Genomic DNA, 25,196 nt, shown 5'->3' with positions numbered 1-25,196 from the left:
AAAGAAAAGGCCAAAGTCTGGAAACGAAGAGGTACAAACAAAAAGAGCTGGGTTCTTACGAACCCAGCTCCCTTCATGAATGCTGGTGAACCAACAGACAGGGTAGATCAGCTCAGATTGAAGTTCGAAGCCTTCAGATCCGTAACGCCAACAAACGTGATGTTGGAGCCATCGGACAGAGCAATGGTCGTGTTGCCACCGGCAACAGTTGCATTGGACAGAACGTTCTCAAGCCCACCGTTGTTCTGAAGGCCGTACTGGTACAGAGCCATCAGGTTACCTGCTGCGCTGCCAAAGTCACTGATGGTGTAGTTGCCACCAGCGGATCCCTTGTTCAGAGCAAACAGGTTAGCAGAGCCGGAACCACCCTCAAGGGTAGCATTGCCCGTTCCACCAACCAGCGTATCAGCACCGGTTCCGCCAATGACGGTCGTGTTGCCGGTACCTGCGAAAGCCTGCAGAACACCATGAGAAGACGCAGCAGAGATTGCTTCGTCGCCCTCGTTGCCCACGAACAGGCTGTAGCCGGACGTGCCATCGAACTGAGCGTTCAGGCCAGATGCACCGAACATGGTGGCATTGCCAGCCGTGATGGTGGTGTTACCCGTACCGTTCAGGAAGGACAGGGAGCCACCGACACTGATGCTGTTGCCAGTACCACGAACCTGCTGGAAGTCACCTGCAGCAGAAATCGTATCGTTCAGGCCACCAGCAACCGTTGCGGTCGTTCCAGTCGCGAAGTACGTGCTGGAGCTGCCGCCCGTGATAAAGCCGTTGCTGCCAACCGTTACGTTGTTGTCGTACGTCGTGTCATAAACCGTGGCATTGTTGCCAAGAGTTACGACCGAGCTGCCACCCAGAAGGGTAACAGTATCCGTACCAGCAGAGCCATCAATCGTGTCCTGGCCTTCAGAACGAACAGCATTCGTGCCTGCACCCAGGGTGATCAGGTTATTGCCTGTTCCGCCACCGATGGTGTTGTTACCATCTGTCCCGGAAATCGTGTCGTTGCCCGACCCTGTAGCAATGTTCCAGTTACCGGTCTTGCCTGTCCCCGTGAACGTGTTGTCACCAACACCACCGATGAACGTGCCGTTCTGGTTTCCAGCCTGAACCGAAACGCCAACCCAGCTACCTGTCAGCAGGCTGATGTTCGAAGCGGTATCATTGGAAAGGTCAATTGAAACAGCGCCATTCAGTGTATCTGTAGCGCCGTATGAACCGGCGGCGATGTAAGCTACATCCCCGTCGATGCTATAGCTGCCGCCCTGAGTAATAACGCCCTGAGAAACGCTTGCGTCGCTCAGGCTGCTGTTACTGCCTGGAACCAGATCATAACTCGTCAGACCGCTGACACCAGCGATAGCAGACGAATATTGACTGGCCAGAGCGTGGGCCTGCGCACCGTCGACCGTGACCGCAAGGATCCGGCCGGAGGCGCCAACCACGGTAGTGATTGCCATTACCATGCACTCCTAAAAAAGGTTGCCTCGCACTGGCGGCCCTCAGACCACCCAAATGATCGAGTGACGAGTCTTGCATATACCAAAGCCTATTTACCAAAAGCAATAAGGATTTGACGTATCTGTGCAAGACCTACCCGAGCATCGGAGCAATATAGAGACCCACTCACAGTGCAATTCCCTACTGTGATTTGAAAGACACAGAAAGGCTGGGGCAGGAATGCCCCATCACAGAAGGGAGCATTTTACGAATGGTTGCAATGACGGGATAAACTTTACAGCACGCAATCAATAAAAAATTAAAATACTTCATAAAAAACAAACAGAAATAGGGATTGTGTCTCTACAATGCCTTAAGATGTTTTCACACCATACCTTTACGAATCTGTAAATTGCACCTGTGACAAACCCATCCTCAACCTCCCCCTCGCCCTCTCTGCAGGATAGGTATCTGGCCGAATTAGCCAATTTGCTTATCCAGAGGCCCTTACCCGAGAGAAATTCAGGCCCCCAGGGAGATGGGGCTGACCACGCCGCCAGAGCAATTCTCTGGCTAGGAAGCGTCTTGCAAAATGACGCCTTCCCACAGGTGGCCACTATCCTTTTGTCTCCGGCGCTGGATGATGAACTTGGCTCCCAGCTCAGAGCTTGGCAGGAACTTGAAAGTCATCATTCAGAAAGAACATTCGCGAGAATCCACAGCGATGGTGATTCCGGCATATTGCTCTGTCACCGAACACATGAGGAACAATGGGCAAAATCCAGTATTCCCGTGGCTCTGGTAGGGAAAACAACTCAGAGCCGCCCGAATGAAGTCGTTCTGTCAGACTATATTGCGCTCCGCCCCGCAGGGACGCATCCCTTCATTGAGCTTTTGGTGGGTCAGTCCGATAAATCCCGCGATTTCCGTTACAGGGTTCGCCAGCTTTTTGCTCATGACCTAGCCACACGCCAGAGCGCCGCAGAGCTTCAACGATACAAGCAGGCTGCTGAACACGCAGAACGCACAACTCATGCTCTCCGGATCGAGAGCCGGTCTCTCTCCAGAGGCATCCGCATTCGAGATGAAAAGATTGCGTCCCTGACGCATATTCTTGACCCGATACGCCAGGAACGTGACGCTTTCCGCATAAAAATGGCGGAAGAAAACCACAAGCGGACAACGATCGAACACCATTATACAGAAAACCGCGAGGGTCTGGATTCCCTAAGAATCTTTCTCTCGCAACCCGCACCTTTATGGCGCCGGGTTCTTCGGGCTTTTCGAAAACCCTTTATTCCACATATCCCAACACTTCCCGAGCCTCTCGCCTTGCAGTCTTGTTCAGAGCAGGAAGACTTTTCATCCAGTAAGTCTTTCGCTCTGGTAGAACCTTCTACAGTTCCCGACGATGGAACCTGTTCGCCTGAAGTCATACAGCGCGTTCTTTTCGTCGCCGGTGAGCCCGATACACCTGGCGTTGCCTATCGATGTGACCGAAATGCCGAAGCCGTCCGTAACGCAGGATATGAGGCACGTATCCAGCCTTGCGCCACAGTCGGGTATGAAGACATCCGCTGGGCTGACGTCATGATCTTCTGGCGCGTGGAATATAGCGGCCACGTCAGCACCATTCTTGATCTGGCGCAGCAGGAAGGCGTCAGAACCATTTTTGACGCCGACGATATCGTTTTTGTTCCGCATTACGCGCGTATCGACTTCATTGACGGCATTCGCTCTGTGGGCGCGACGGAAGAGCGCATTGAGCGCTGCTTCGCAGACATGCGCCGAACTCTTGTGCGTTGTGAACAGGGATCAGCAACAACCGGGGAGCTGGCTCTTGCGATGCATGAACTGCGCCCCGTCATCCATCTTCTTCCGAATGTCTATGACCATGAGACACTGCGTCGATCCCGCCTGGGCTGTCGCCTCCGCGGCGAGCCTGGTCGTTCAACATCTGACGACGGACTGATCCGCATTGGATATGCTACGGGTTCTCGCACCCATCAGCGTGACTTCACCATTGCTTATCCTGCTCTGACGAGTGTGCTGAAAGCACGCCCCAACACGCGACTGGTTCTATTCAGGGAAAAAGACAATCACCGTCCCGTCCTTCTGATGGAGGAGTTCCCGGCTCTCAAGGCCGTAGAAAGCCAGATCGAATGGCGAGATATGGTTCCCCTTTCCGAACTGGGAGAAGAGTTCGCCAGATTTGATATCTCCATTGCGCCACTGGAAGTCGGCAACATCTTCTGCGAAGCCAAAAGCGAGATAAAATTCCTTGAAGCCTCTCTTGCAGGCAACGCCTCCATCGTTTCTCCAACTGGCCCATTCCGTCGGGTCGTAAGAAACAATGAAACCGGCCTCTTGGCTGAAACACAGGAAGAATGGACCAGCGCGCTCCTGAAACTGGTCGACAACCCCGATCTGCGCCGCACTCTGGCCCGTAACGCCTATCATGACGTTCTCTGGCCCTTCAGCCCGGAAGCTCAAGCCCGGCGCATGGCACTCGCCCTGTCTTCCCTCAACGGCGATGTGGAAGCGGCTCAAGCGGCGGAAACTCTTCTGGCCCGCGGCCGCGTAAAGCCTCCTGCGCTGCCGGTCGTTCCAGAGAGTGAAACGCTCTTCCACCATGACATTCTGGGCGAAGCAGACGTCACAGTCATCGTAACATCCTACAATTACGCCAATCACGTTCTGGATGCTCTGGATTCCGTTGTTGCCCAGACACTTCCAATCCTGGACCTTATCGTGGTGGATGATGGGTCAACGGATGAATCCGCTGACCTCATCAGGATCTGGATGGAACGGCACACCGGCCGCTTCAACCGCCTGATCTTCAGACGGTCCATCCGCAATGCAGGCCTGGGTGGGGCACGAAACATCGGCATGGATGCTGCTGAAACCCCGCACACTCTACAATTGGACGCCGATAACATCCTGCGCCCGGATGCTTGTGAAACACTATTGGCTGCCATGACATTCGGCATCGCCTACGCCTATCCGCTGATCCAGTGCTTTGACGAGAACGGGCCACTCGTCACAAAGAAGACCCCTGATCTGATCACACCACCCGGCGCACCTGTTCTTTTGGGCGATCTGCCCTCAAACCCTCTGACACTGGTTTCAGGCAATCGCATTGATGCCATGGCCATGGTCGCCAAATGGGCGTGGGCAGCAGCCGGCGGCTACTATGTTTCACGTGAAGCAATGGGCTGGGAAGACTATGACCTCTGGTGCACTTTCGCTGAACTGGGATTACCCGGACGACAGGTACCAGCCATTCTGGCGGACTACAGACAGCACAGTAGCTCCATGACCAACGCCTCAACAGAGCGGACCGCCCACAAAGCGCGTGTCGTTGCATATGTGCAGGACAGACATCCCTGGATTAATCTGACCGCAGAGAAGGCCCATCAGAGAGCCTGACCTTCCCCGATCAGTCTTTCAGACACAAAAAACCCCGGACAGTTTCCTGTCCGGGGTTTTCCATGAACAGGCCGGATCGCAAGATCCAGCCAACTCACAATCAGAACGGTGCGTCGATATCCACGACATCAATCAGCTTGTGATTCACAAACTCCTTGATGCCCAGACCAATCAGTTCACGGCCATAACCGGAACGAGCCACACCACCGAACGGCAGATCAGCCTTCACCATCGTCGGATGGTTCACATACACCATGCCCGTGTGGATCTTCTCGGCAACCTTCACGCCACGCGCCGTATCCTTGGTAAAGACGGAACCGCCCAGACCAAACGGCGAGTCATTGGCAACGCGAATTGCTTCAGCCTCGTCCTTCACACGATAAAGCTGCGTGACGGGGCCAAAGAACTCCCAGTGACGGGCTTCGTTGTCACCATGCAGGTTTGTCATCAGAAGCGGCTGGAAGAATGCGCCCTTCTCTGGAACCGGTGCGCCGATCACTTCAACAACAGCGCCGTGCTTCTTTGCTTCTTCAACCTGGGCCTTCAGATCATCAGCAGCCTTCTGTGAAGACAGCGGCGCAAGCGTCGTAGCCGGATCCATCGGGTCACCAGCCTTGAACTTGAGAACCTCAGCCTTATAGATCTCAAGGAACTTGTCGTAGATGGCGTCTACAACGATCAGGCGCTTGGAAGACACGCAGACCTGGCCGGCATTCCAATGACGCCCGAAAGCAGCCCACTTGGCGGCCTTTTCAACATCGGCATCTTCAAGCACGACGAATGCATCGGCACCGCCGAGTTCCATCGTTGCCTTCTTGAGCGCCTGACCAGCCGTGCTGGCCACAATGGCGCCCGCACCTTCAGAGCCGGTCAGCGCCACACCACAGACGCGCGGATCATTCAGGATCACGGCCGTATGGTGACGGGCAGCATAAAGATTGTGGAATGCGCCCTTTGGCAGGCCAGCCTCGATCATCAGGTCATCGAAGATGGCAGCACACTGCGGCACATTGGATGCATGCTTCAGCAGAACCGTATTACCGGCAGAAAGCTGCGGCGCGATGATACGAGCGATCTGGTAGTACGGGAAATTCCAAGGCTCAATCGCAAAGACAATGCCCTGCGGCTGATGAATCAGGATGGCTTCGCCTTCCTTCGGATCAGCAACCGGAAGCTTTTCCGGCTTCAGAAGCTCTTCAGCGTTCTTGGCATAATATTCGAAGATCTCAGCAGAGAGAATGGTCTCCAACTTGGCTTCTTCATAAAGCTTGCCCATCTCAAGGGTGAGCAGCTTGGCATATTTATCAATGTCGCGACGAAGGATCGCACCGGCAGCAGCCATAACCTTGGCGCGGTCTGCAAAGGAAACGTCGCGCCAGCTCTTGAAGGCCTCATATGCGTCAGTAATCGCCTGCTGCACTTCCTGGTCAGTTGCTTCCGGGAAGGTTTTAAGCGTTTCACCCGTATATGGATTGGTCGTAGCGTAAGCCATGACGGAAAATCTCCGTTGAATAAAATGGTACCCAGCATATTGGCATGAAAGCCATGGTACGGAACCCCCAACCCCTCAAAAGTTTGAAAGTTCACATAGCCGTGTTCTGTTTAAGCTCTTCCAGCCATGCTCGTGCGTTACCATCGGACGGTGCCCTCCAGTCTCCACGCGGAGAAAGAGAGCCGCCAGCAACGATTTTCGGCCCATTTGGCATGGCCGAGCGCTTGAATTGACTGGTGGCAAAAAACCGGTGAATAAAGATCCTCAACCAGTGACAGATCTCTTCCAGATCATAGGATTTCCGCCGATCTTCGGGGAAATGCGTTGGCCAAGAACCTGTTGTAACACTTCCCCAGGCCTTTTCTGCCAAAAAGGCGATACGTGATGGGCGAAATCCATATCTGAGCACATAGAAAAGCGTGAAATCCTGCAAGGCATACGGGCCAATCATCTGCTCCGTACTCTGAATTCCCTGCCCCACATCCGGGACGAGTTCCGGGGAGATTTCAGCATTGACGATCTTCTCCAGAACGTCTGGTGCGCCACCTTCCAGCCCCCCTTCCCGAACCAACCAGCGAATGACATGCTGGATCAGCGTCTTCGGCATTCCAGCATTCACATTGTAGTGAGACATCTGATCCCCGACGCCATAGGTGCACCACCCCAGCGCCAACTCGGAGAGGTCCCCCGTCCCGATGACAATGCCGTTTCGATGATTGGCCAGACGGAAGAGAAAGTCCGTTCTCAGTCCTGCCTGCACATTCTCGAAGGTGATGTCATGAACCGGCTTGCCCTCTGCATAAGGATGACCAATGCCCGCCAGCATCGTCTCGGCCGCAGGCCGAATATCGAGCTCATTGGTTTCTACGCCCAGCGCTGACATGAGCGCATGAGCAAGCCCACGGCTTTCACTACCGGTGGCAAATCCGGGCATCGTGTAGGCAAGAACATGCGTCCGGGGCCAGCCAAGCTCATCCGCAGCTCTGACAGCGACCAGCAGCGCCAGCGTACTATCAAGGCCGCCGGAAACACCAATGACAGCACGCTGGGCACCACTCGCCTGCAACCGCTGACGAAGCGCGCTTACCTGAATGGTCCAGGCTTCATAGCAATCCCGAGCCAGTGTTTTCGGATCAGAAGGAACAAACGGGAATCTTGCAACGTCACGCTTTAACCCAAGGTCTTCCAGTGGGGCAGACAACGCGAACCCAATGGTTCTGAAACAGTCACGCCCGACACCAAACTGACCCGTCCGCAAACGCTCCTGCCGGAGAAGATCAAGATCCACATCCGCCACCACCAGCCGCTCTCCCTGAGGGAAACGATCTGACTGCGCGAGAAGGCAGCCATTCTCGTGAATGGAAACCTGACCATCCCATGCCAGATCAGTGGTGGATTCCCCTTCCCCAGCCGCTGCATAAGCATATGCTGTCAAAGTCCGCATGGATTGAGCCTGGCACAGCAGAGAACGGTCATCTGTACGGCCAATTGTGACTGGCGACGCAGAAGGGTTGAGAACAACACTCGCCCCCGCCTGAGCCAGCATTCCGCTCGGAGGATTGGCCACCCACAAATCCTCACAGATCTCGACGCCCAGCGTCAGACCCGGCAGATCATGCGCTTCAAACAGAAGGTCCGCCCCAAACGGAACCTCAGCGCCACCAATCCGCACCAGTCCGGACGCTCCCAAGCCAGACGTGAACTGTCTGGGCTCATAAAACTCCCGGTATCGTGGAAGATAGGATTTGGGAACGACACCCAGAATACGCCCACGATGAATGACTGCTGCACAATTATAGAGCAACTCCCCCCGGCAAAGCGGCAGCCCGACCACGGCAACACTCATCAGGTCAGCCGTCTGCCTGGCGAGCCATTCCAGGGCAGTTCGGGCACCATCCAGCACCACATCCTGGAACCGCAGATCATCAAGCGTGTAGCCAGTCAGCCCAAGCTCCGGAAAAACAACCGCAGCAACACGCTGTCGGTCACAGTCCTTCAGAACCTCAAGAACCCTCTCCGCATTGGCTTTTGGCTCGGCCAGAGAAACGGGAAGCGTACAGGCCGCAATCCGGGCAAAACCCTGATGATAAAGTGAGCGGAATCTGGTCATGGTGCCTCTCTCAGACCCAGGCGACCCGGAAAGCGGGCGTCACGTTTTAATGTGTTCAACGATACAGCCATTACGAAATTGAACCGGAGCGTCTTTGTCCCGTTCTGCCTTGCTCACCCCGTTTCTCCAACCGGAGGAACATCATGACCCAGGAGACTTACCAATGGATCTGCTTCGCTGGACGGTTGTCTTCCTCATCCTTGCCCTGTGCGCCGCCGTGCTTGGGTTCGGTGGGATTTCGGCAGATTTCGCCTATATCGGCAAGATCCTGTTCTTCATCTTCCTCGTACTGCTGATCATCAGCCTGATCTTCGGTCGCGGTCGCCCGAGACTCTGACAGGTTTCAGCCTCGGGAGCGCAGCATGCGCACGCTTCCGAGGCTGGCCACCACAAAAACGACTACAGCATACAAACCGCCCATTTCCGTCATGGAAATCGGAAGGCCGAATAGATAATCGGGCGAATCACAAGGCTTGTTCGGCCGGGCCGGCATCGCTGCCATCCAGTCCTTGAAGCTACCGCCATGAAAAACTGGCGCACGGCACTCGGGAGCAGGGCTTGGCCAGAATTTGTGTTCAACACCAGCGTGCAGAACTGCCAACCCAATACTGACCGCTAGGCACAGCAGACCCGCAAAGACGAGATATCGTGCGTAACGTCGCGGCAAAAGCAACGTCAAAGCTCCAATCCCGATCAGAACCAGCCAGGGCCTCCGCTCCCACAGACACAGTTCACACGGCGCCAGCAGAAGCCGATGCTCCGCAAACCATGCCGTCCCGAGCGCCAAAACCCCGGCCAGAACGAACAGCCCTCCCAGTACTCTGGTCATATCGGGCTGCTTCGTTCCGGTCAGAGTCATGTGCGAGAGGCCTCCAGGCTGTCTAGAAACTGCTTGGCCCAGCTTCCCGCTGTGTTGCGAGAGACTTCGCCGTAAAGTGCGGACCATGCCTCATGACGGGTCTGCACGTCCATGGTGAGTGCCGCATGAAGTGCATCTGCCATCCCCTCAGCATCCAGCGGATTGACCTGAAGCGCCTCTGGCATCTCAGGTGCGGCACCAGCGAACCGTGACAGAACCAACACGCCCGGGTCCTTGGAATCCTGAGCCGCGATGAACTCTTTGGCGACAAGATTCATGCCATCGCGCAACGGTGTGATGTAACCGACATCGGACACCCGATAGAGCCCCGCCAGAACATTCCGGGAAATCGGCCAGGTCGTATAACGGATCGGCACCCAGTCCGGCGTGCCATATGCCCCGTTGATCGTTCCCACCAGGCCATCAAGCTCTTCCTTCAGAAGCCGATAGCTTTCCACACCCGTCCGGGAGACAGGCGTGATCTGTAAGAACGTCACCTTGCCGCGATATTCCGGATAGTTTTTCAGGAGCATTTCATACCCCCGCATCCGCTCAGGCAGACCTTTGGAATAATCCAGCCGATCCACACCAATAATCAGGCGCTTTCCAACCAGACTGTCCACAATCTGCTCCACGTCTTCCGTGGAGGCACTTTCAATAGCCTGCTGCCGGAAACGGATCGGATCAATCCCGATCGGCACAGCCTCTACTTCTGCCTTGAGGCCATACTCCGCGAAACATCCCCTGAGGTTCTGGGCATCTTCGGGTGTCTGCACGCCAATTCGGTCACAACCTGCAAGCCCTTTCAGAAGGCGCTGCAATTGCGGCAGGAGACGCGCCACACTCCAGGGTGGAAAAGGAATATGCAGGAAAAAGCCAATCCGGCCCGTGACCCCTCTGTCCCGCAGCATCTCAGCCAGCGGGAACAGATGATAATCATGAATCCAGATCGTATCGTCCTCTTTCAGAAGAGGAACCAGACGATCGGCAAAGACGGCATTGGCTTCGTAATAAGCCTCGCAATCTTCACGCGTGTAACGGATCAGCTGGGTTCTGTAGTGGCATAACGGCCAGAGAACCCCATTGGAAAAGTTCAGATAGAACCTGTCATATTGCCGGGGCGTCATATCAAATGTGGCATAAGTCACATTGCCAGCACGGTCCTCCATGACAGGCCGGTCCAGTGCGTCTTCGCACTGTTCCCCGGACCAGCCGAACCAGAGGCTGTCCCGTGTCTGAACAGCATCATACAACCCAACAGTCAGACCACCCGCAGGCTGCGTCCGTTCTCCGGGCGCTGGTGTACGATTGGAAACAACTATCAGGCGCCCCATCCATGCCCCTCCGATAAATCGTGCAGCCACCGGCGGAACGTGACTGCATCAGGAAAATCATCCGGAATGAGCCAGCCAGCACCGCCCATCTGGCGCGCAGCCCTCACTCCGTCCATGTCTGTAACGTCATCCCCGACAAAGAGTGGCAAGCGACCGCGAAAAGGATTTTCAGACATCAACTCCCGCACGGCTCCTCCCTTGTCCACGCCCAACGGACGAAGCTCGATAGCCATGTGAGCGTCCTGCAGACGGAAACCGCCAGCTTCCGGTGACCATTGCTCCGTCAACGCCCGAAATGCCGTTTCAGCCTCCGGCGCCTGACGATAGTGCAGGACCATTCCAGCCTTCTTGCGTTCCACGCTCGCACCGGGATGCAAAGAGACAATATCTTCCGCCTTCTGCAGCCAGTCAGCTGGCACAGAGGGGAGAGCAGGATGGGTGATGTCTTTTTCAGGTGAGGTCCGCACGGCCACTCCATGCTCCCCCGCTACGGCATGAGGAATGCCGGGCAAAAAATGGTCGATCTGGGCGATCGGTCGGCCAGTCACGATAGCCAGCGCTCCGCCGAGCATATCTTTCAGGCGGAGGAGATCGTCTGCCAGTCCCGGAGGAACAACCACACTTTCAGGAGTAGGAGCGATATCGACCAGTGTTCCGTCGAAATCCAGCAGGATTGCAGCTTTGGAAGGCGGAAAAGGAATCTGGATCATGAGTAGGCTTCTCTTTCCAGTTTCAGGGGTACCCCCGCTCCGCCCACTCCTTATTCCAGGCCGGGATCGGCTGCGGGAGGAGGCAAGGACGGTCCGGCTGATGCCGGTGGTGCGGGAGGCACAAGAGACTGCGCACCCCCAGAGGGCGGCGCGAGAGGAATCGGTGCGTGGCTGTCTGGCGCCAGCGGAACCGCTCCTCCTTCAGATGACGATGAAGAGCCGGACTGATCGGTCCCCCCTTCATCTTCCGTTGCTGTCGTACCGGCTAGTTGAGGCGCTTTTATGACGGGCAGCGGTCCAGCGTCCGGCGCAACACGATCTCCCGTGCACGCCACAACACGCACATCATAAAGCGAACTGCCATAAGTCCCGAGAGATGGCTCATTCTGCAACATCCATCCGTCGAAGGGTGGTCGAGCCGAATCTCCCGAATCACGCAGGTGCAGCAATGCACCAGAGTCAGCCGGCAATGTTTCCGGACGACTGACACACGCCTCAACCGCCACCGAAAGCGTTCGGTAGGAGGCATTTGCGCCCACCGGGATTGTCAGCGTTTCAATATGGGCATCAAGCCGATCCAGAACACGAATGACAGCTTGTGTCCGTCCCTGCCAGGTATTAGCCGGGTACATCGCCGGGGGGGCAACCCCTACAGCAGCAAACGCCGATGACGTTACAGACAGAGCCAGAAGCGCCGTACCGGCAAACAGGAACCGATTGGTCATGATCAGGCGTTTCCTTGGGATTTCGGGTCCACGAGATCGGCAAGCATGGCGATGAAGGACTGGCGCATGGCATCTGGGGAAACACCCATCAGAATACCGTCCTCAAACGCATCCTGTAGGGCCTGACGCAATTCGGCATCGTTTTCTCTCAGCACGCGCACTTTCTCGACGCAGGCCACTGGCTGCCCATCACGATCCAGCCAGGGAAAGTCCTCGGAACTCACGGCTCGTCTGACAGGCCACCAGCAGGCTTCTGGGGCTTTTGAGCCTTCTGAAGCGTATCCGTGACCGAAAAGATAAATTTGCTCAGAAGCTGCTCAAGACTGATAGACCCCTGCGTCTCCGTCAGCGCCCCGCCAGCCTTGATAAGAGCGTCAGCGCCCCCCGGTGACAGCGCAATGTATTTTCCGCCCAACAGACTGTCAGACGTGACAATCGCGGCAGAATCCGTTGGCAGCTTCACGTCCGGGGATAGTGTGAACGTCACCTGCGCCTGAAAAGTCTTCGGATCCACGACCTCAGACATTACATGGCCGACGGTAATTCCAGCCAGACGCACATCTGATCCGACATTCAGACCATCAATCTGGCTGAAAGACGCATGAACCTGATAGCCGCCGTCATCATGACGATGATGACCCAGCATCGCCAGAACCAGCATCCCGACCAGAAAGACCAGCACCAGAAACCCAGCCAGAAGCTCAAGCCGATCGTGGCGAGCTGCGGCAGGCGCTGTTCCCGTGGCTGCGCTCATGACATCACCTTCGAAAAAATCATTTTCCTGCACTAGCGGACTCCATCGCCACAGTCCAACCCTCCCTTTGGAAACAGAGATTATCAACCTGGGAAAATGTTATCCCCCATATCCCCATGTTCCCACCCATTAACCCGGCCAAAAGGCACGTTTTCCCGCTTCCGGGCCACCGGAACGCAGCGTAGATTCGCAGCATGACAGCCCGTCTTCATTGGACCGGCGTTCGCATGAGAACGCTTCGGGTCACCACCGATCCGGACGACAGCGCCACGCGCTCCGTCACCCTTCCGGCCGCCTGGGAGGATGATGCCGCGCAGGCGCTGGCCCAGATCACGCAAAATGGTGGCCCCATCCGCCTTTCGACGGAAGCGGCACGTTGGGTTGACACAATTGATGCGTGCCCGCCTCTCCCCGGAACGCCAGCCAATGCACCTTCTCCTGCCCGGAGCCTGTCTTATCTTCTGCTGATGCGTCAGCTCGCCCCCAACATTGCCCTGTGGGAACGTCACCCTGACGAAATTCCAGGTTTTGTTGTCCGACTGTCTGGCTTTGTTCAGGAGGACGGTTTCGCACCAGAGCATTTCGTAGCCTGCCTGAAGCTGGCCTGCGATTCCCTGCGTCGACTTCACGCAGCAACACGCGTGGAGCGAACAGGTGAGCTGCCGCTCTTTGACCTGCCCGCTGATCCGTCAGAAGAACCTGCAGGCATTATCCTGCTAACGGACCTGGACGCTTGCCTCGCATCCATGGGGCTCGACTACGACAGTGATGCAGGACGAGAGGCCGCCAGAGCCATTGCAGCACTGGCCACGAGCATCGCACATGCAGGCACAAATCTCTCACTCCCGACCATTCCAGCCTGCGCATCCCTGCCGGGGTTGCGCGCCCTCGCGGCAGAAGCCTGCGCGGCCATGGAAGGCCAGCATCTTCCCCCTGTGGAAACGGGGTTTTCCGGACCCGGGCCTGTCGACGCACTTCTGGGTGTTGAATCCTGCGGGTTGGCGCCGGTCTTTTCGCCTCTACGAAGCGATGGACATCTCCGCGCCTCGACCCTTGCCAGACTGGCTTACAGAGGCCTGACGCCCGAATCCGCCCTTGCGATGGCTCTTGCTGGTGAAGCTCCCCTTCCTCCGACAAGGCCGGGAGCCCATACCGCCATGCATAAGGCGATGGAACGCTCCGTCGATTTTCTTCCGGAGTTGCCAGAACCCGAACTGGCGAATCTGCGTGCCAGACTGGAACGTGGTGCTCGGCGTCAGCTTCCAATGCGTCAAACCGGCTTCACTCAGCGCACTGCTGTCGGCGGTCACAGTCTCTTCATGCGCACGAGTGAGTTTGAAGACGGCACCCTGGGTGAAGTCAGCATCATCCCGACCCGAGAAACGCCAATGGCCCGGGGTTTAATGGATTGTCTCGGGCAGGCTGTCAGCATCGGTCTTCAGTTTGGCGCCCCGCTGGACGCTTTTGTCGAACGATTCGCTTATACCCGCTTCGGGCCTGCGGGTACGGTCGAAGGTGATCCGGGCGCGGCCTACGCATCATCGATGCTCGATTACGCCTTCCGAACACTTTCGGAGGCTTATCTCGGTCAGCACATGCCAGACGCACCACAGATCGAACCCAACGCGGAAGATACATCTCCTATGTTGCCGTTCGATCATTCGTCGGGCGATACACCCCGCGGTCGACGCCTCAGACTGGTGAGTTGATGAAAATATGGCGTCTTCCGACGTCTGCGCTGCTGGAATACATTGACAGCCTGCGGACACGTCGGTAGCTAGCGCCTGCGCTGAGAAGGAATCCGGTCATTGTGCCCGGTGGACAGGATGCGCACAGGGTAAGGGATCAGACAGCGTGGGACACGCCCCTTCCGACGAGGATGACAGCTTTGATGTGCGCCTGAAGCGCGCAAGCAAAAAGCTTGATCCCCACGCGGAAGAGTTTTCCACAAAGTCCTCCGATGGAGATGCGGGTTCTATCGCATCTTTCGGGGTTGCGATCCGGGTCGGAACGGAGCTCGTAGCCGGTCTGGCGGTTGGTGTGGCATTAGGCTACGCTCTTGACCGCTGGCTAGGTTACAGGGTTCTTTTCCTTCTGATTTTTGCCCTGCTAGGTTTTGGTGCCGGCATGATGAATGTCTGGCGGGTTTTGAATGGGCCGGGCATGGTGCCCGAGCTGAAAGATGACGGGAGAAGCCAGCGTGGCAGCCGGATCGACGATTGACGCGCTCGGACAGTTCGAGCTCCATCCGGTTCTCGGATCTCTGGGCGAAGCTCTGCGGTTCTCACAGTCTCCACTGTTCATGCTGATCGCCGTTGTGCTGGTGCTCGCATTCCTCTTTATCGGAATGCGCCCAGCCTCCGTCGTTCCTGGCCGTCTTCAGGCCGCAGCCGAAATTGGTTACGACTTCATTCATGACCTTGCCATCGGCACGATGGGTGAAGAAGGCGCTGCTTTCTTCCCGTTCGTGTTCGCTCTGTTCTTCTTCATTCTCGCCGGTAACTACCTCGGCCTGCTTCCCTTCTCCTTCACCTATACAAGCCATATCGCAGTGACACTTGCGCTGGCCGTAACGGTGTTCGTGATCTCAATCCTGGCTTCCCTGCGCTTTCAGGGTCTGGGTTTCTTCAAGCACTTCATGCCAGCTGGCGCCCCTGTGTGGCTGTCACCGCTGCTCGTGCCGATCGAGATCCTTTCTTTTCTTTCTCGCCCCGTCAGCCTGTCGATCCGTCTGTTCGCCAATATGGTGGCCGGTCACGTTCTGCTCGAGGTGTTTGCCGGCTTCACAATCATGCTCGCCGGTCTGGGCTTCTTCGGTCATATCCTGGCCGTTGCCCCGATCGCGATCAACATTGCGCTGACGGCTCTGGAATTGCTGGTGGGTGTGCTTCAGGCATACGTTTTCGCCATTCTCACCTGCATCTATCTGCGCGAGGCCGTCGCTCACTGAGCGCGGTTTTGCACAACCCCTGTATCGACCCTAAAGGAACCTGACCATGGACGTTCAAGCCGCTCGTGACATCGGCGCCGGTATTGCAGTAATCGCCCTCGCAGGCGTCGGCATCGGCCTCGGCAACATCTTCTCGACGCTCGTGAGCTCCATCGCTCGCAACCCGGCTTCCCGCCCGCACGTTTTCGGCCTCGGCATGCTTGGCTTCGCGCTGACGGAAGCCGTTGCTCTGTTCGCGCTGCTGATCGCCTTCCTGATCCTGTTCGCCTGAGGTCGAACATGCACCGCACGCCACGTCTTTTCCTGTTCGCCGCTCCGCTGGCGGCTGTGCCGGGCCGAGCTGTGGCTGCGGGCATGCCGCAGCTGAACGTCCATGATCCGCTGCTGATCGGACAGGTCGCCTGGGGAGCCGTCATTTTTGCCGGCTTCTATGTCGTCCTTAGCCGTTCCGCTCTGCCGCGGATCGAGCGCGTGCTGTCGAACCGACGCACCCGCATCCAGAACGACCTCGATATTGCCCGCCGTGCGAAAGCCGAGTCCGACCGCGCAAGCGCCGAACTCCTGAGCACCCGCCATGAAGCGGCCGCACAGGCCCGGGCCAATGTAGAGCGCATCCAGAACGAGGCTCGCCTCAGCGCTGAAACGCATGCACGGGAAACCGCAAAGCGTCTTGAAGCTGAAGTTGCAAATGCCGAAGCCCGGATTGCCCAGTCCCGCGAGCAGGCTCTTTCCAGCCTCCCCGCGATTGCTACTGGTACCGCTCAGAACCTGGTCTCCCGTCTGATCGGGGAACAGGATGAACAGACTGTCGCCAGCGCCGTGAAACGCGTCAGCGCCTAAGGAGACGACGATGTTCCAAGAACCCCGTTTCTGGACTGCTCTGGCATTTGTCCTCTTCTTCGTGATCTTTGGGCGCAAGCTCTGGGCCGTCATCACGAGCCATCTTGATGCCCGTGCAGAAGGCGTTCGCCGCGATCTGGACGAGGCAGCCCGTCTCCGCCGTGAGGCAGAGCAGATGCTCGAAGATGCGACCCGCGAGCGTGAGAAAACGCTGGCAGAAACGCAGGCCATGATTGCCCGCTCAGAGACGGAAGCTGCTGCTTTGGCAGAACGCGCCCGTCACGAAGCAGAAGCAGCAGCCGGCCGTTACGAGAAGATGGCGCACGACCGGATTGAAGCCGCAGAGCGCGCTGCAATCCGTGAAGTTCAAGAGCGCGCAACAGCCATTGCCATCTCGGCAGCTCGCGATGTTGTGGCCTCCCGTCTTTCCGAAAGCCCGGACGTTGCTGCTCAGCTGATTGAACAGAGCATTCAGAACCTTCCTGAAGCGCTGCGCCGTTCTGCGGCCTGAGTTTATGACATCCGTCCGCCCATCCCAGACTCCTGTGACGCTTTCCATTGTCATGGCAGTCCTGAATGAGGCGGACAATATTCTACCTGTCTGTCAGGAACTCGCTGGAGTTCTTGATGGCTTCCCGGAAAATACTGAAATTCTCGCCATCGACGATGGCAGTACAGATGCCACTGTCGAGAAGCTGCTTGAAGCACGACGTCAGTATCTTCCAAATCTCAGAATTCTTAGCCACCCACGGCGCCTTGGCAAATCTGCTGCTCTGAGAACGGGAGCAACAGCCGCTCATGGCGAATGGATGGCGACCATTGATGGCGATGGTCAGGACGATCCTTCTTCCATCATCCGCATGCTTGAGCTGGCGCGTTCAGCCAATTCCAAGCCGCCGCTGGTGGTTGGTGTCCGTCGAAAAAGGAACGACCGCCTCTCCCGGCGCATTGCGACAAAGCTGGCCAACGGCTTGCGCCGTCGCCTTCTGAATGATGGTTGCCCGGACACCGGAGCGCCCCTCAAACTTTTCTCTCGTGAGATGTTCCTGCGTATTCCGCAGTTTGAGGGTGTACACCGCTTTCTACCGGCCCTCCTTGGACACTATGGCGCCCCGCTGATCTGCCATGAAGTTCAGCACCGTGCTCGTCTGCACGGCTCATCAAAATATACCAACTTCAATCGGGCTCTTGTTGGCATCCGTGATCTTCTGGGTGTCATGTGGCTACAAAACCGAACCCACCTGCCCGATCGTCTGACCGAACACTGATCCATCCTTTAACGAGGATGGCCTTTCAGACACTTTCCGGCCACCATTCTCTGATGGACCGGAACGGAGCCTCTGCATGAAACTGACATTCCGGCATTATGCCCTCCTTGGGCTAGTGACCTTTCTGCTTGCCTTGCCGGGACGCATGACATTGCCCCCGCTGGATCGTGACGAACCACGTTATATGGAAGCGTCAGAGCAGATGCTCACGTCCGGAAATTTCGTAGACGTCCGCTTTCAGGACAAGCCACGCTATTTGCAGCCGGCTGGCATCTACTGGCTTGAAGCCTCTTCTGCAAAGATTGCGGAAGAACTCTTTGGCTCAGACGTTCTTCGAAAAACCTGGCCCTATCGCATTCCAAGCCTCCTAGCCGCCGCCTTTATCATTCCCCTGACAGCCTGGATGGGAAGCGTACTCTTCGGAGCCGTCACCGGTCTGATGGCTGCGGGTCTCCTGATGGTTTCGACGCTCTTTGTTGCCGAAAGCCATATGGCGACAATCGATACAGTCCTACTCTTGGATATTCTGTGCTTTGAAGCAATGCTTCTGAGGGCATTTCTCGATCGTCAGAAGAACAGTCCGACATCCGTCTGGGTTGCCTGTGGTTACTGGCTGGCGTTGGGCGTCGGCCTAATGCTCAAGGGCCCTGTTGTTCTCATTCCAGGCTTTTGTACCCCACTGGCCCTATGGGCTGTCGAACGTGATCGAGAATGGTGGTCCAGATTGCGTCCACGCTGGGGTTGGCTGCTCATGCTTGCCGTAGTGGTTCCTTGGTGTGTCGCGATTGATGTTGTCAGTCATGGGGATTTCTTTTCACGCGCCATCGGCCGTAACTTTCTGGGGAAAGTGGCGCATGGACAGGAAGCTCACGGCCTACCACCAGGGTTCCATCTTATTGTTTTTGCGCTGGCATTCTGGCCTGGATCTTTTTTTGCTGCTTTGGCAATTCCATCAGTCTGGAAAAATCGCAAACAGCCTCAGGTCAGGTTTTTGCTGAGCTGGATTATCCCGCACTGGCTGGTCTTTGAACTAATCGCCACGAAGCTTCCGCATTACGTGCTCCCAACATATCCGGCCATTGCAATCCTGACTGCTGCGGCTCTAACGATCTGGGGTCGTCCAGCTCTTTCCAAATGGAGCAAAATCGCCCTCGGACTTTACGGCGTTATATGGGGGATAGTCGGCTTGGCGTTCTGCTTCGCTGGCACGATCGTGCTGTATAAAATGGAGCACATGTTTTCGATCCGTGAAGGCCTGGCTCTCTGTGGAGCACTGCCTCTCATGGGAGGAGCAATTCTTCTCCTGATGCGCAATCATCGGCAGCAGGCTGCATTCTGCGCGATGGGAGCCGCTGTAATTGCGCAGGCAGGCCTCTTCCTGGCTGTTATCCCGAACCTTCAAACCATTCGACTGGCTCCACGAGTGGCTGCACTCTTTGAAGACGTGAAGCCATGCGCTCAAACAGTGCTCGTCTCGACATCTTATTCCGAGCCAAGCCTGGTCTTCCTAGTGGGTGAACACACGCAGTTGATTGGCCCAGAAGCCGCGGCAGCTTATCTCCAGCAAAATCCTCGCTGCACCCTCGCTCTGGTAGACCGAAAGGATGAAAAGACCTTTCGGGATGCATTGAACCGAACCAACCTCAGCATCGTAGAATATGGCCGTATTCAAGGCCTGAACTACTCAAACGGTCATCATCTTGACCTAGGCCTGTTCGCACCGGACTGAATTTCTGGAAATTGCCATGGTGGAGCTGAGGGGAATCGAACCCCTGACCTCCTCATTGCGAACGAGGCGCTCTCCCAACTGAGCTACAGCCCCATGGCACTTTTGATAGTTCCCATCAGCCCGGTTTCTGTCAAGCAATCCAGATGAGGTTGTCCTGTCTCGCCGAGGCAGATACAAAACCTGTTCCTGGCTGGCCGCTTACCCGGTCTTCCGCGTTTTCCGACGAGGTTTTCAGCATGCTTGCCCTGCACGCCATTATCCTGATGATCATTCAGGCATTCGTATGGGCTCTTCTGGCTTACTGTATCCTGTCCATGCTGCTGGGCTTTGGCGTGCTGGATATTCGTAACCGGTTTTTCTACTCGCTCTTCAACACCCTCGCGCGCGTCGTCGAGCCTATTCTGGCCCCTATTCGAAATATCCTTCCCAGCACAGGCGGCATGGATTTCGCGCCGATGGTCCTGCTACTGGCAATCCAGTTTCTGGTCTATCCCCTCGTCAACCGGGTATTCGCAATGCTGATTTACCACCCGGCTTTCTGAGACTTACCTTACTGCGCGCCACACTTCTTCCAGCGCATCAGCCAGATCATTGTGTGGTTCGCTCCACAGGCCTGAATGCGCCGGTGGTTGCATCCAGGCGCGCCACCTTTTTCCAGCCTCACGTTCAATACGAACAGACCAGTCTTCAGGCAAGCGGCTTAGCACACGCTCCATCCGGACCTGACTGGTTAGTGGCTTGGCGTAATTATGCCCCATGGTGGAGCTCCTTTCACAACGTGAACTCCTGAGCTGCAATATCCGGAAATGAGTTACGGCTACTTTTAAGAGCCGGGAAGCCGGAGAGCTTTACCCTGTCAGGCTGTGCCACCTACCGTCAGGCCAGACAACTTCAACGTCGGTTGCCCCACTCCGACAGGAACGCCCTGACCGGCTTTGCCGCATGTTCCAATTCCCGGATCAAGCGCCACATCTGACCCGATCATCGAAATCTGGTTCATGGCATCTGCACCATTTCCAATGAGCGTCGCTCCCTTCACCGGACGCGTCACTTTTCCATCTTCAATCAGGTAAGCTTCAGACGCCGCGAAAACGAACTTCCCGGACGTAATATCAACCTGACCACCGCCAAAATTGACGGCATACAGTCCACGCTTTGTAGAGCGGATCATCTCGTCGGTCGTCGCTGTTCCTTCAAGCATCACCGTATTCGTCATACGTGGCATAGGAGCATGAGCGTAAGATTCCCGACGCCCATTTCCCGTGGAAGACACACCCATCAGACGGGCATTGAGGCGATCCTGCAAATAGCCCGTCAGAATGCCGTCTTCGATCAGAACAGTTCGTCCTGTTGGAGTCCCTTCATCGTCGATGCTCAAAGATCCTCGACGCTCCGGCAGTGTCCCATCATCAATAACCGTCACCCCAGGAGCAGCCACCCGCTTCCCGACCATACCTGTGAAGGAGGATGTTCCCTTCCGGTTGAAGTCCCCTTCCAGCCCATGGCCAACAGCTTCATGAAGCAGAATACCTGGCCATCCTGGCCCAAGCACCACATCCATTTCTCCTGCAGGTGCCGGCGCTGCATCGAGGGTCAGCAGAGCCTGCCTCAGAGCTTCATCAACTGCGGCTTTCCATGTTGCGCCATCCAGAAGACGATCCAGTTCATACCGTCCCCCCTGTCCATGACTACCACTCTCGCGACGACCGTCCTTTTCAACCACGACCGATACATTCAGACGGACCAGCGGACGAAGATCCGCAACGCGATCTCCAGCATCCGAACGCCGCATGATCTGCACGGCTTGCCACTCGGAACTCAGACTGGCACTGACCTGAACAACGCGGGTATCCACACCACGGGCATAGGCATCTATTTCGCCCAGAACGGCCGCACGCGCTGCAAAGTCCGTTCCCTCCAGCGGTCGGGAGTCAGAATAAAGACGCTGATTGGTTGATCGCGGGCCAGGCGCCATCACGCCACTTCGTCCCTGTCGCACGGCGCCGACAGTGCTAACCGCCCGTGCCAGAGCGTCTTCACTCATTTCATCAGAATGGGCGAAAGCCGTTTCCGTTCCCAGAACTGCGCGCAGACCGAAGCCTGAAGAGGTTGTGAAACTCGCGGATCGGATTGTCCCGTCATCCAGCGAGATCCCCTCATTTTCGCGGTATTCGAGAAACAGCTCTCCATCATCTACCCCTGCCAATCCCTGTGCAACCAGTGCTTCGGCACCCTCCCGCGTCAGTCGGGAACCGGGGCGGTCAAAAAACAGGGCATCAGTTGTGGCAAGGGCTCCCAGCGCATCTGCGGCAATGGACATCGGGGTAATCTCCTGGCTGAGAGGATGGTGAAGAACTAGAAATGGGTCATAGCACGCGAATTGAAAGAGGCCGCCTTCAGGTGAGTGCTTTTTCTAGGCGACGCAGGGCTTCCTGAAGAATTTCCGGCTTCTTGCAGAATGCAAAGCGGATCATGTTGCGTGGCGGTTCAGCGCCCTCCGGGTCATAAAAGGCAGAGACCGGGATTGTTGCCACGCCTGCATGCTCAACCAGCCATTCGGCAAATTCCACATCCGTTCGCCCCTGAGCATGACGTGACGTATCCGCCACGACAAAATAGCTTCCATCTGCGGGAAGTGTCTCAAAACCGAGGCGATGCAATCCTTCCACAAGAATGTCTCTGCGCAATTCCAGGTCAGCGGACAAACTTTTGTAGTAGCTGTCGTCCTTATTCAGACCATGCGCCACAGCGCGCTGAAGATTAGGAGCCGTGGCAAACACCAGCACCTGATGAGCCTTGGCAACCACAGACGCCAGAGCCGCAGGAGCCGTGACATACCCGACTTTCCATCCCGTCAGAGAGAAGCTCTTGCCTGCGCTCCCAATACGCATGCAGCGCTCCCGCATGTCAGGAAGCGTCATGAGGGGAATGTGTTTCACGTGAAACGTCAGATGTTCGTAAACTTCGTCACAGATCACATACGCATCATGTTCCTTCACCAATCCTGCAATCAGCTCAAGTTCAGTCTGTGAAAAGACCTTCCCCGCAGGGTTCATCGGAGAGTTCAGGATCATGGCCTTTGTTTTGGGGCCAAAGGCTGCACGCAGCTCTTCTTCAGGAAGCTTCCAGTGTGGCGGCTGAAGACGGACGCACTTGGGAACCGCGCCTATCATCTTGAGCATGGGAAGATAGGTATCATAGAGAGGTTCGATCAGAACCACTTCATCACCAGCTTCCACAACAGCCATCAGGCAGGCTGCCAGAGCCTCCGTTGCTCCAGACGTCACAACGACTTCTGTCGCCGGATCAATCTCAAGCCCATAAAAACGCCGGTTCGATTCAGCGACAGCCTGCCGCAACTCCGGCAACCCCGTTAGCGGCGCATACTGGTTTCTATTATCCTTCAGCGCCTCAGCCGCGACGTTGATAATATCCGCCGGGCCTTCAGTGTCCGGAAAGCCCTGCCCCAGATTGATTGCATCATACTTGGCAGCAAGCTGAGACATAATCGTGAAAACGGTCGTGGGCAGCGAAGACAGATAGGTATTGGGCGTTTTCATGGACCAGCGCTTTTAAGACATGGAACGGAAGAGAGACTTCACCATTGCAGGACCCGCACGTCCTGAAAAGCCATTCCCTGCGCTTTGGTTCTCACCTCACGATCTCAGTCAAACAAACGTCTTTTTGGAATCAGTACCCGCACAGTAACTATGGAATTCCCGATCAATAAAATTTTCCCGATCGGACAACACCCCGGCCAGTCAGAGCTTCGCCATCCCTGATCGGCCAGAAAAACGTGTCCAATCAGGCCAAGTGCCATTTTGAGACACTTTCTTTCTTCAATTGATGATGAAATGAAGGTGTATGTCGTACTCGACAGATGGGAAATTGTCCCGTAATCGTTTTGAAGCCGTTCACACGATGCAAGGCGACAGATCGATGGCCAGAAAAGCCCCTACTTCCTCCACCGCCAAACCGAAAGCTGCAGCTCCACGCCGCGCTTCCGCCAAGGCCGCTTCCCCCAAGACAACCGCCGCAGCTGGCAAGCCACCAGCACCGAAGCCCGAGGCCGTTGCCCGCGTTTTCGAGATGATCCAGGAACATGCGGCTGAGTTCGTCGATCTGCGTTTCACCGATCCCAAGGGCAAGTGGCACCACACGACCCAGACGGTCTCCACCATTGAAGACGACACGTTCGTTGAAGGCTTCATGTTCGATGGCTCGTCCATCCAGGGCTGGAAAGCGATCAACGAGTCTGACATGGTCCTGCTGCCAGATCCGGAAACGGCCGTCATGGACCCGTTCTCCGCAAAGCCGCAGCTGATCCTGTTCTGTGACATTATTGATCCCAAGACAGGCAACTTCTACAATCGTGATCCCCGCTCCACGGCCAAGCTTGCAGAAGCCTATCTGAAGGAAGCCGGCTTCGGGGATACCGCTTTCTTCGGTCCGGAAGCTGAATTCTTCATCTTCGACAACGTCCAGTTCGGCACCGGCCCGAACTTCGGCACGTACCAGCTCGACAGCATCGAAGGCCCAGGCGCATCTCTGAAAGCCTACCCTGAAGGCAACATGGGCCATCGCCCTGTCGTCAAGGGTGGTTACTTCCCGGTCCCGCCAGTGGACAGCGAGCATGACCTCCGCGCCGAAATGCTCTCAACGATGGGCGAAATGGGTCTTCCGATCGAGAAGCACCATCACGAAGTTGCACAGTCCCAGCACGAGCTTGGCACAAAGTTCGACACACTCGTGAAGTCTGCTGACTTCATGCAGATCTACAAGTACTGCGTGCACAACGTCGCCCACTCCTACGGCAAAACGGCCACGTTCATGCCGAAGCCGATCTCGGGCGACAACGGTTCCGGCATGCACGTTCACCAGTCCATCTGGAAAGACGGCAAGCCAACCTTCGCTGGCAACAAGTATGCGGACCTGTCCGAAGACGCACTGTTCTACATTGGCGGCATCATCAAGCACGCCAAGGCTCTGAACGCGTTCACGAACCCGTCCACCAACTCCTACAAGCGCCTGATCCCGGGCTTTGAAGCGCCCGTGCTGCTGGCTTACTCCGCTGCCAACCGTTCAGCTTCGTGTCGTATCCCGCACGCCACGAACCCGAAGGCAAAGCGCGTTGAGGTCCGCTTCCCGGACCCGATGGCAAACCCATATCTCGCGTTTGCAGCCATGCTGATGGCCGGCCTTGATGGCATCCGCAACAAGATCCACCCTGGCGACGCCATGGACAAGGATCTGTACGAGCTGCCGAAGGAAGAACTGGCTCAGATCCCGACGGTCTGCGGTTCGCTCCGTGAAGCCCTCGAAGCTCTCCAGGAAGATCACGCATTCCTTCTCGAAGGCGGCGTTTTCACCAAGGACCAGATCGAGAGCTACATCGACATCAAGTGGCCTGAAGTCTACAAGTTCGAACACACACCGCACCCGGTCGAGTTCGAGATGTACTACTCGGTCTAATCCGAGCAGACTTCTGCAAAACGGAGAAGCCCGGCCTTTGCGCCGGGCTTTTTCGTACCCGCGTTCCCTGTTACGGCACCC

Annotated in this window: 24 protein-coding genes and 1 tRNA gene; 12 read left to right on the top strand and 13 right to left on the bottom strand. The window is 56.5% G+C overall.

Features of this window, described 5'->3' with window-relative positions; genetic code table 11:
* Positions 1–107: 107 nt before the first annotated feature.
* Positions 108–1,463 (bottom strand): calcium-binding protein, encoded by a 1,356-nt coding sequence (locus KP708_RS12565; protein WP_215749519.1) that lies wholly within the window; start codon positions 1,461–1,463, stop codon positions 108–110.
* Positions 1,464–2,028: 565 nt separating this feature from the next.
* Between KP708_RS12565 and KP708_RS12560 the strand changes: the two genes are divergently transcribed.
* On the top strand, positions 2,029–4,872 hold the full coding sequence (locus KP708_RS12560) for a glycosyltransferase (RefSeq protein WP_252347313.1): 2,844 nt from the start codon (positions 2,029–2,031) through the stop codon (positions 4,870–4,872).
* 100 nt (positions 4,873–4,972) lie between these two features.
* On the opposite strand, the gene KP708_RS12555 is transcribed toward KP708_RS12560, so the two are convergent.
* Both KP708_RS12555 and KP708_RS12550 read right to left on the bottom strand, forming a co-directional pair.
* A complete protein-coding gene (locus KP708_RS12555) occupies positions 4,973–6,364 on the bottom strand; it encodes an NAD-dependent succinate-semialdehyde dehydrogenase (protein ID WP_046900348.1) in 1,392 nt (463 codons plus the stop codon).
* 91 nt (positions 6,365–6,455) lie between these two features.
* The gene (locus KP708_RS12550) at positions 6,456–8,474 is read right to left on the bottom strand and encodes an NAD(+) synthase (protein WP_215749521.1); all 2,019 of its coding nucleotides are present in this window, start codon (positions 8,472–8,474) and stop codon (positions 6,456–6,458) included.
* 163 nt (positions 8,475–8,637) lie between these two features.
* Here KP708_RS12550 and KP708_RS12545 point away from each other — a divergent pair, with 163 nt between their 5' ends.
* Complete coding sequence (locus KP708_RS12545; protein ID WP_046900350.1) at positions 8,638–8,811, top strand: DUF1328 domain-containing protein; 174 nt, start codon at positions 8,638–8,640, stop codon at positions 8,809–8,811.
* A gap of 6 nt (positions 8,812–8,817) precedes the next feature.
* Here the strand turns inward: KP708_RS12545 and KP708_RS12540 are convergent, their stop codons facing one another.
* The 6 genes from KP708_RS12540 to mlaD are packed head-to-tail and all read right to left on the bottom strand — an operon-like array spanning position 8,818 to position 12,856.
* Positions 8,818–9,333 (bottom strand): disulfide bond formation protein B, encoded by a 516-nt coding sequence (locus KP708_RS12540; RefSeq protein WP_215749523.1) that lies wholly within the window; start codon positions 9,331–9,333, stop codon positions 8,818–8,820.
* The gene (locus KP708_RS12535; protein ID WP_211495738.1) at positions 9,330–10,667 is read right to left on the bottom strand and encodes a trehalose-6-phosphate synthase; all 1,338 of its coding nucleotides are present in this window, start codon (positions 10,665–10,667) and stop codon (positions 9,330–9,332) included. Before KP708_RS12535 ends, KP708_RS12540 begins: the two co-directional genes overlap by 4 nt.
* Complete coding sequence (otsB, locus tag KP708_RS12530) at positions 10,655–11,377, bottom strand: trehalose-phosphatase (protein ID WP_046900353.1); 723 nt, start codon at positions 11,375–11,377, stop codon at positions 10,655–10,657. The genes KP708_RS12535 and otsB overlap by 13 nt, the downstream gene beginning before the upstream one ends.
* Before the next feature lie 50 nt (positions 11,378–11,427).
* Positions 11,428–12,102 (bottom strand): DUF2155 domain-containing protein, encoded by a 675-nt coding sequence (locus KP708_RS12525; RefSeq protein ID WP_215749525.1) that lies wholly within the window; start codon positions 12,100–12,102, stop codon positions 11,428–11,430.
* A gap of 2 nt (positions 12,103–12,104) precedes the next feature.
* Entirely contained in the window at positions 12,105–12,326 is a 222-nt protein-coding gene (locus KP708_RS12520) for a hypothetical protein (RefSeq protein WP_202206833.1), read from the bottom strand.
* Complete coding sequence (gene mlaD / locus KP708_RS12515) at positions 12,323–12,856, bottom strand: outer membrane lipid asymmetry maintenance protein MlaD (RefSeq protein WP_207204216.1); 534 nt, start codon at positions 12,854–12,856, stop codon at positions 12,323–12,325. The genes KP708_RS12520 and mlaD overlap by 4 nt, the downstream gene beginning before the upstream one ends.
* Positions 12,857–13,050: 194 nt before the next feature.
* Between mlaD and KP708_RS12510 the strand changes: the two genes are divergently transcribed.
* From KP708_RS12510 to KP708_RS12475, 8 genes are all read left to right on the top strand, one after another.
* Positions 13,051–14,565: a vitamin B12-dependent ribonucleotide reductase gene (locus KP708_RS12510; RefSeq protein ID WP_215749526.1), complete on the top strand. Its 1,515-nt coding sequence runs from the start codon at positions 13,051–13,053 to the stop codon at positions 14,563–14,565.
* Positions 14,566–14,710: 145 nt separating this feature from the next.
* The gene (locus KP708_RS12505) at positions 14,711–15,079 is read left to right on the top strand and encodes an AtpZ/AtpI family protein (RefSeq protein ID WP_086634744.1); all 369 of its coding nucleotides are present in this window, start codon (positions 14,711–14,713) and stop codon (positions 15,077–15,079) included.
* Positions 15,057–15,806 (top strand): F0F1 ATP synthase subunit A, encoded by a 750-nt coding sequence (locus KP708_RS12500; protein ID WP_046900946.1) that lies wholly within the window; start codon positions 15,057–15,059, stop codon positions 15,804–15,806. Before KP708_RS12505 ends, KP708_RS12500 begins: the two co-directional genes overlap by 23 nt.
* A gap of 46 nt (positions 15,807–15,852) precedes the next feature.
* Positions 15,853–16,077, top strand: a complete 225-nt coding sequence (locus KP708_RS12495) for an ATP synthase subunit C family protein (RefSeq protein ID WP_007284348.1) — start codon at positions 15,853–15,855, stop codon at positions 16,075–16,077.
* A gap of 8 nt (positions 16,078–16,085) precedes the next feature.
* Complete coding sequence (locus KP708_RS12490) at positions 16,086–16,646, top strand: ATP synthase F0 subunit B' (RefSeq protein ID WP_046900359.1); 561 nt, start codon at positions 16,086–16,088, stop codon at positions 16,644–16,646.
* 10 nt (positions 16,647–16,656) lie between these two features.
* Positions 16,657–17,157, top strand: a complete 501-nt coding sequence (locus tag KP708_RS12485) for a F0F1 ATP synthase subunit B (RefSeq protein ID WP_064275509.1) — start codon at positions 16,657–16,659, stop codon at positions 17,155–17,157.
* Positions 17,158–17,161: 4 nt separating this feature from the next.
* Positions 17,162–17,914 (top strand): glycosyltransferase family 2 protein, encoded by a 753-nt coding sequence (locus KP708_RS12480; protein ID WP_211495733.1) that lies wholly within the window; start codon positions 17,162–17,164, stop codon positions 17,912–17,914.
* Between the two features lie 76 nt (positions 17,915–17,990).
* Positions 17,991–19,643 carry a glycosyltransferase family 39 protein gene (locus KP708_RS12475; RefSeq protein WP_215749529.1) on the top strand — a complete coding sequence of 551 codons (1,653 nt, stop codon included), beginning with the start codon at positions 17,991–17,993 and terminating at the stop codon, positions 19,641–19,643.
* Between the two features lie 17 nt (positions 19,644–19,660).
* Here the strand turns inward: KP708_RS12475 and KP708_RS12470 are convergent.
* Positions 19,661–19,736, bottom strand: a tRNA-Ala gene (locus tag KP708_RS12470).
* Positions 19,737–19,786: 50 nt separating this feature from the next.
* On the opposite strand from KP708_RS12470, the gene KP708_RS12465 reads away from it, so the two are divergent.
* Positions 19,787–20,185 (top strand): YggT family protein, encoded by a 399-nt coding sequence (locus KP708_RS12465; RefSeq protein ID WP_235271739.1) that lies wholly within the window; start codon positions 19,787–19,789, stop codon positions 20,183–20,185.
* 3 nt (positions 20,186–20,188) lie between these two features.
* Here the strand turns inward: KP708_RS12465 and KP708_RS12460 are convergent, their stop codons facing one another.
* The 3 genes from KP708_RS12460 to KP708_RS12450 all read right to left on the bottom strand — a co-directional run bounded on the left by KP708_RS12460 (position 20,189) and on the right by KP708_RS12450 (position 23,203).
* Positions 20,189–20,401, bottom strand: coding sequence for a hypothetical protein (locus KP708_RS12460; RefSeq protein ID WP_202206837.1), 213 nt, complete (start codon positions 20,399–20,401; stop codon positions 20,189–20,191).
* A 98-nt stretch (positions 20,402–20,499) separates the two neighbouring features.
* Entirely contained in the window at positions 20,500–21,963 is a 1,464-nt protein-coding gene (gene tldD / locus KP708_RS12455) for a metalloprotease TldD (protein ID WP_215749530.1), read from the bottom strand.
* Between the two features lie 76 nt (positions 21,964–22,039).
* Positions 22,040–23,203 (bottom strand): aminotransferase, encoded by a 1,164-nt coding sequence (locus KP708_RS12450; protein WP_215749532.1) that lies wholly within the window; start codon positions 23,201–23,203, stop codon positions 22,040–22,042.
* A 529-nt stretch (positions 23,204–23,732) separates the two neighbouring features.
* On the opposite strand from KP708_RS12450, the gene glnA reads away from it, so the two are divergent.
* Positions 23,733–25,115 carry a type I glutamate--ammonia ligase gene (glnA, locus tag KP708_RS12445; RefSeq protein ID WP_215750092.1) on the top strand — a complete coding sequence of 461 codons (1,383 nt, stop codon included), beginning with the start codon at positions 23,733–23,735 and terminating at the stop codon, positions 25,113–25,115.
* Positions 25,116–25,196 lie beyond the last annotated feature (81 nt).

The sequence above is a fragment of the Gluconobacter sp. P5H9_a genome, from assembly GCF_018812085.1.
GTDB lineage: Bacteria > Pseudomonadota > Alphaproteobacteria > Acetobacterales > Acetobacteraceae > Gluconobacter.
Note: the sequence above shows the minus strand (reverse complement) of the source record. Positions and strands in the feature narration are given on the sequence as shown.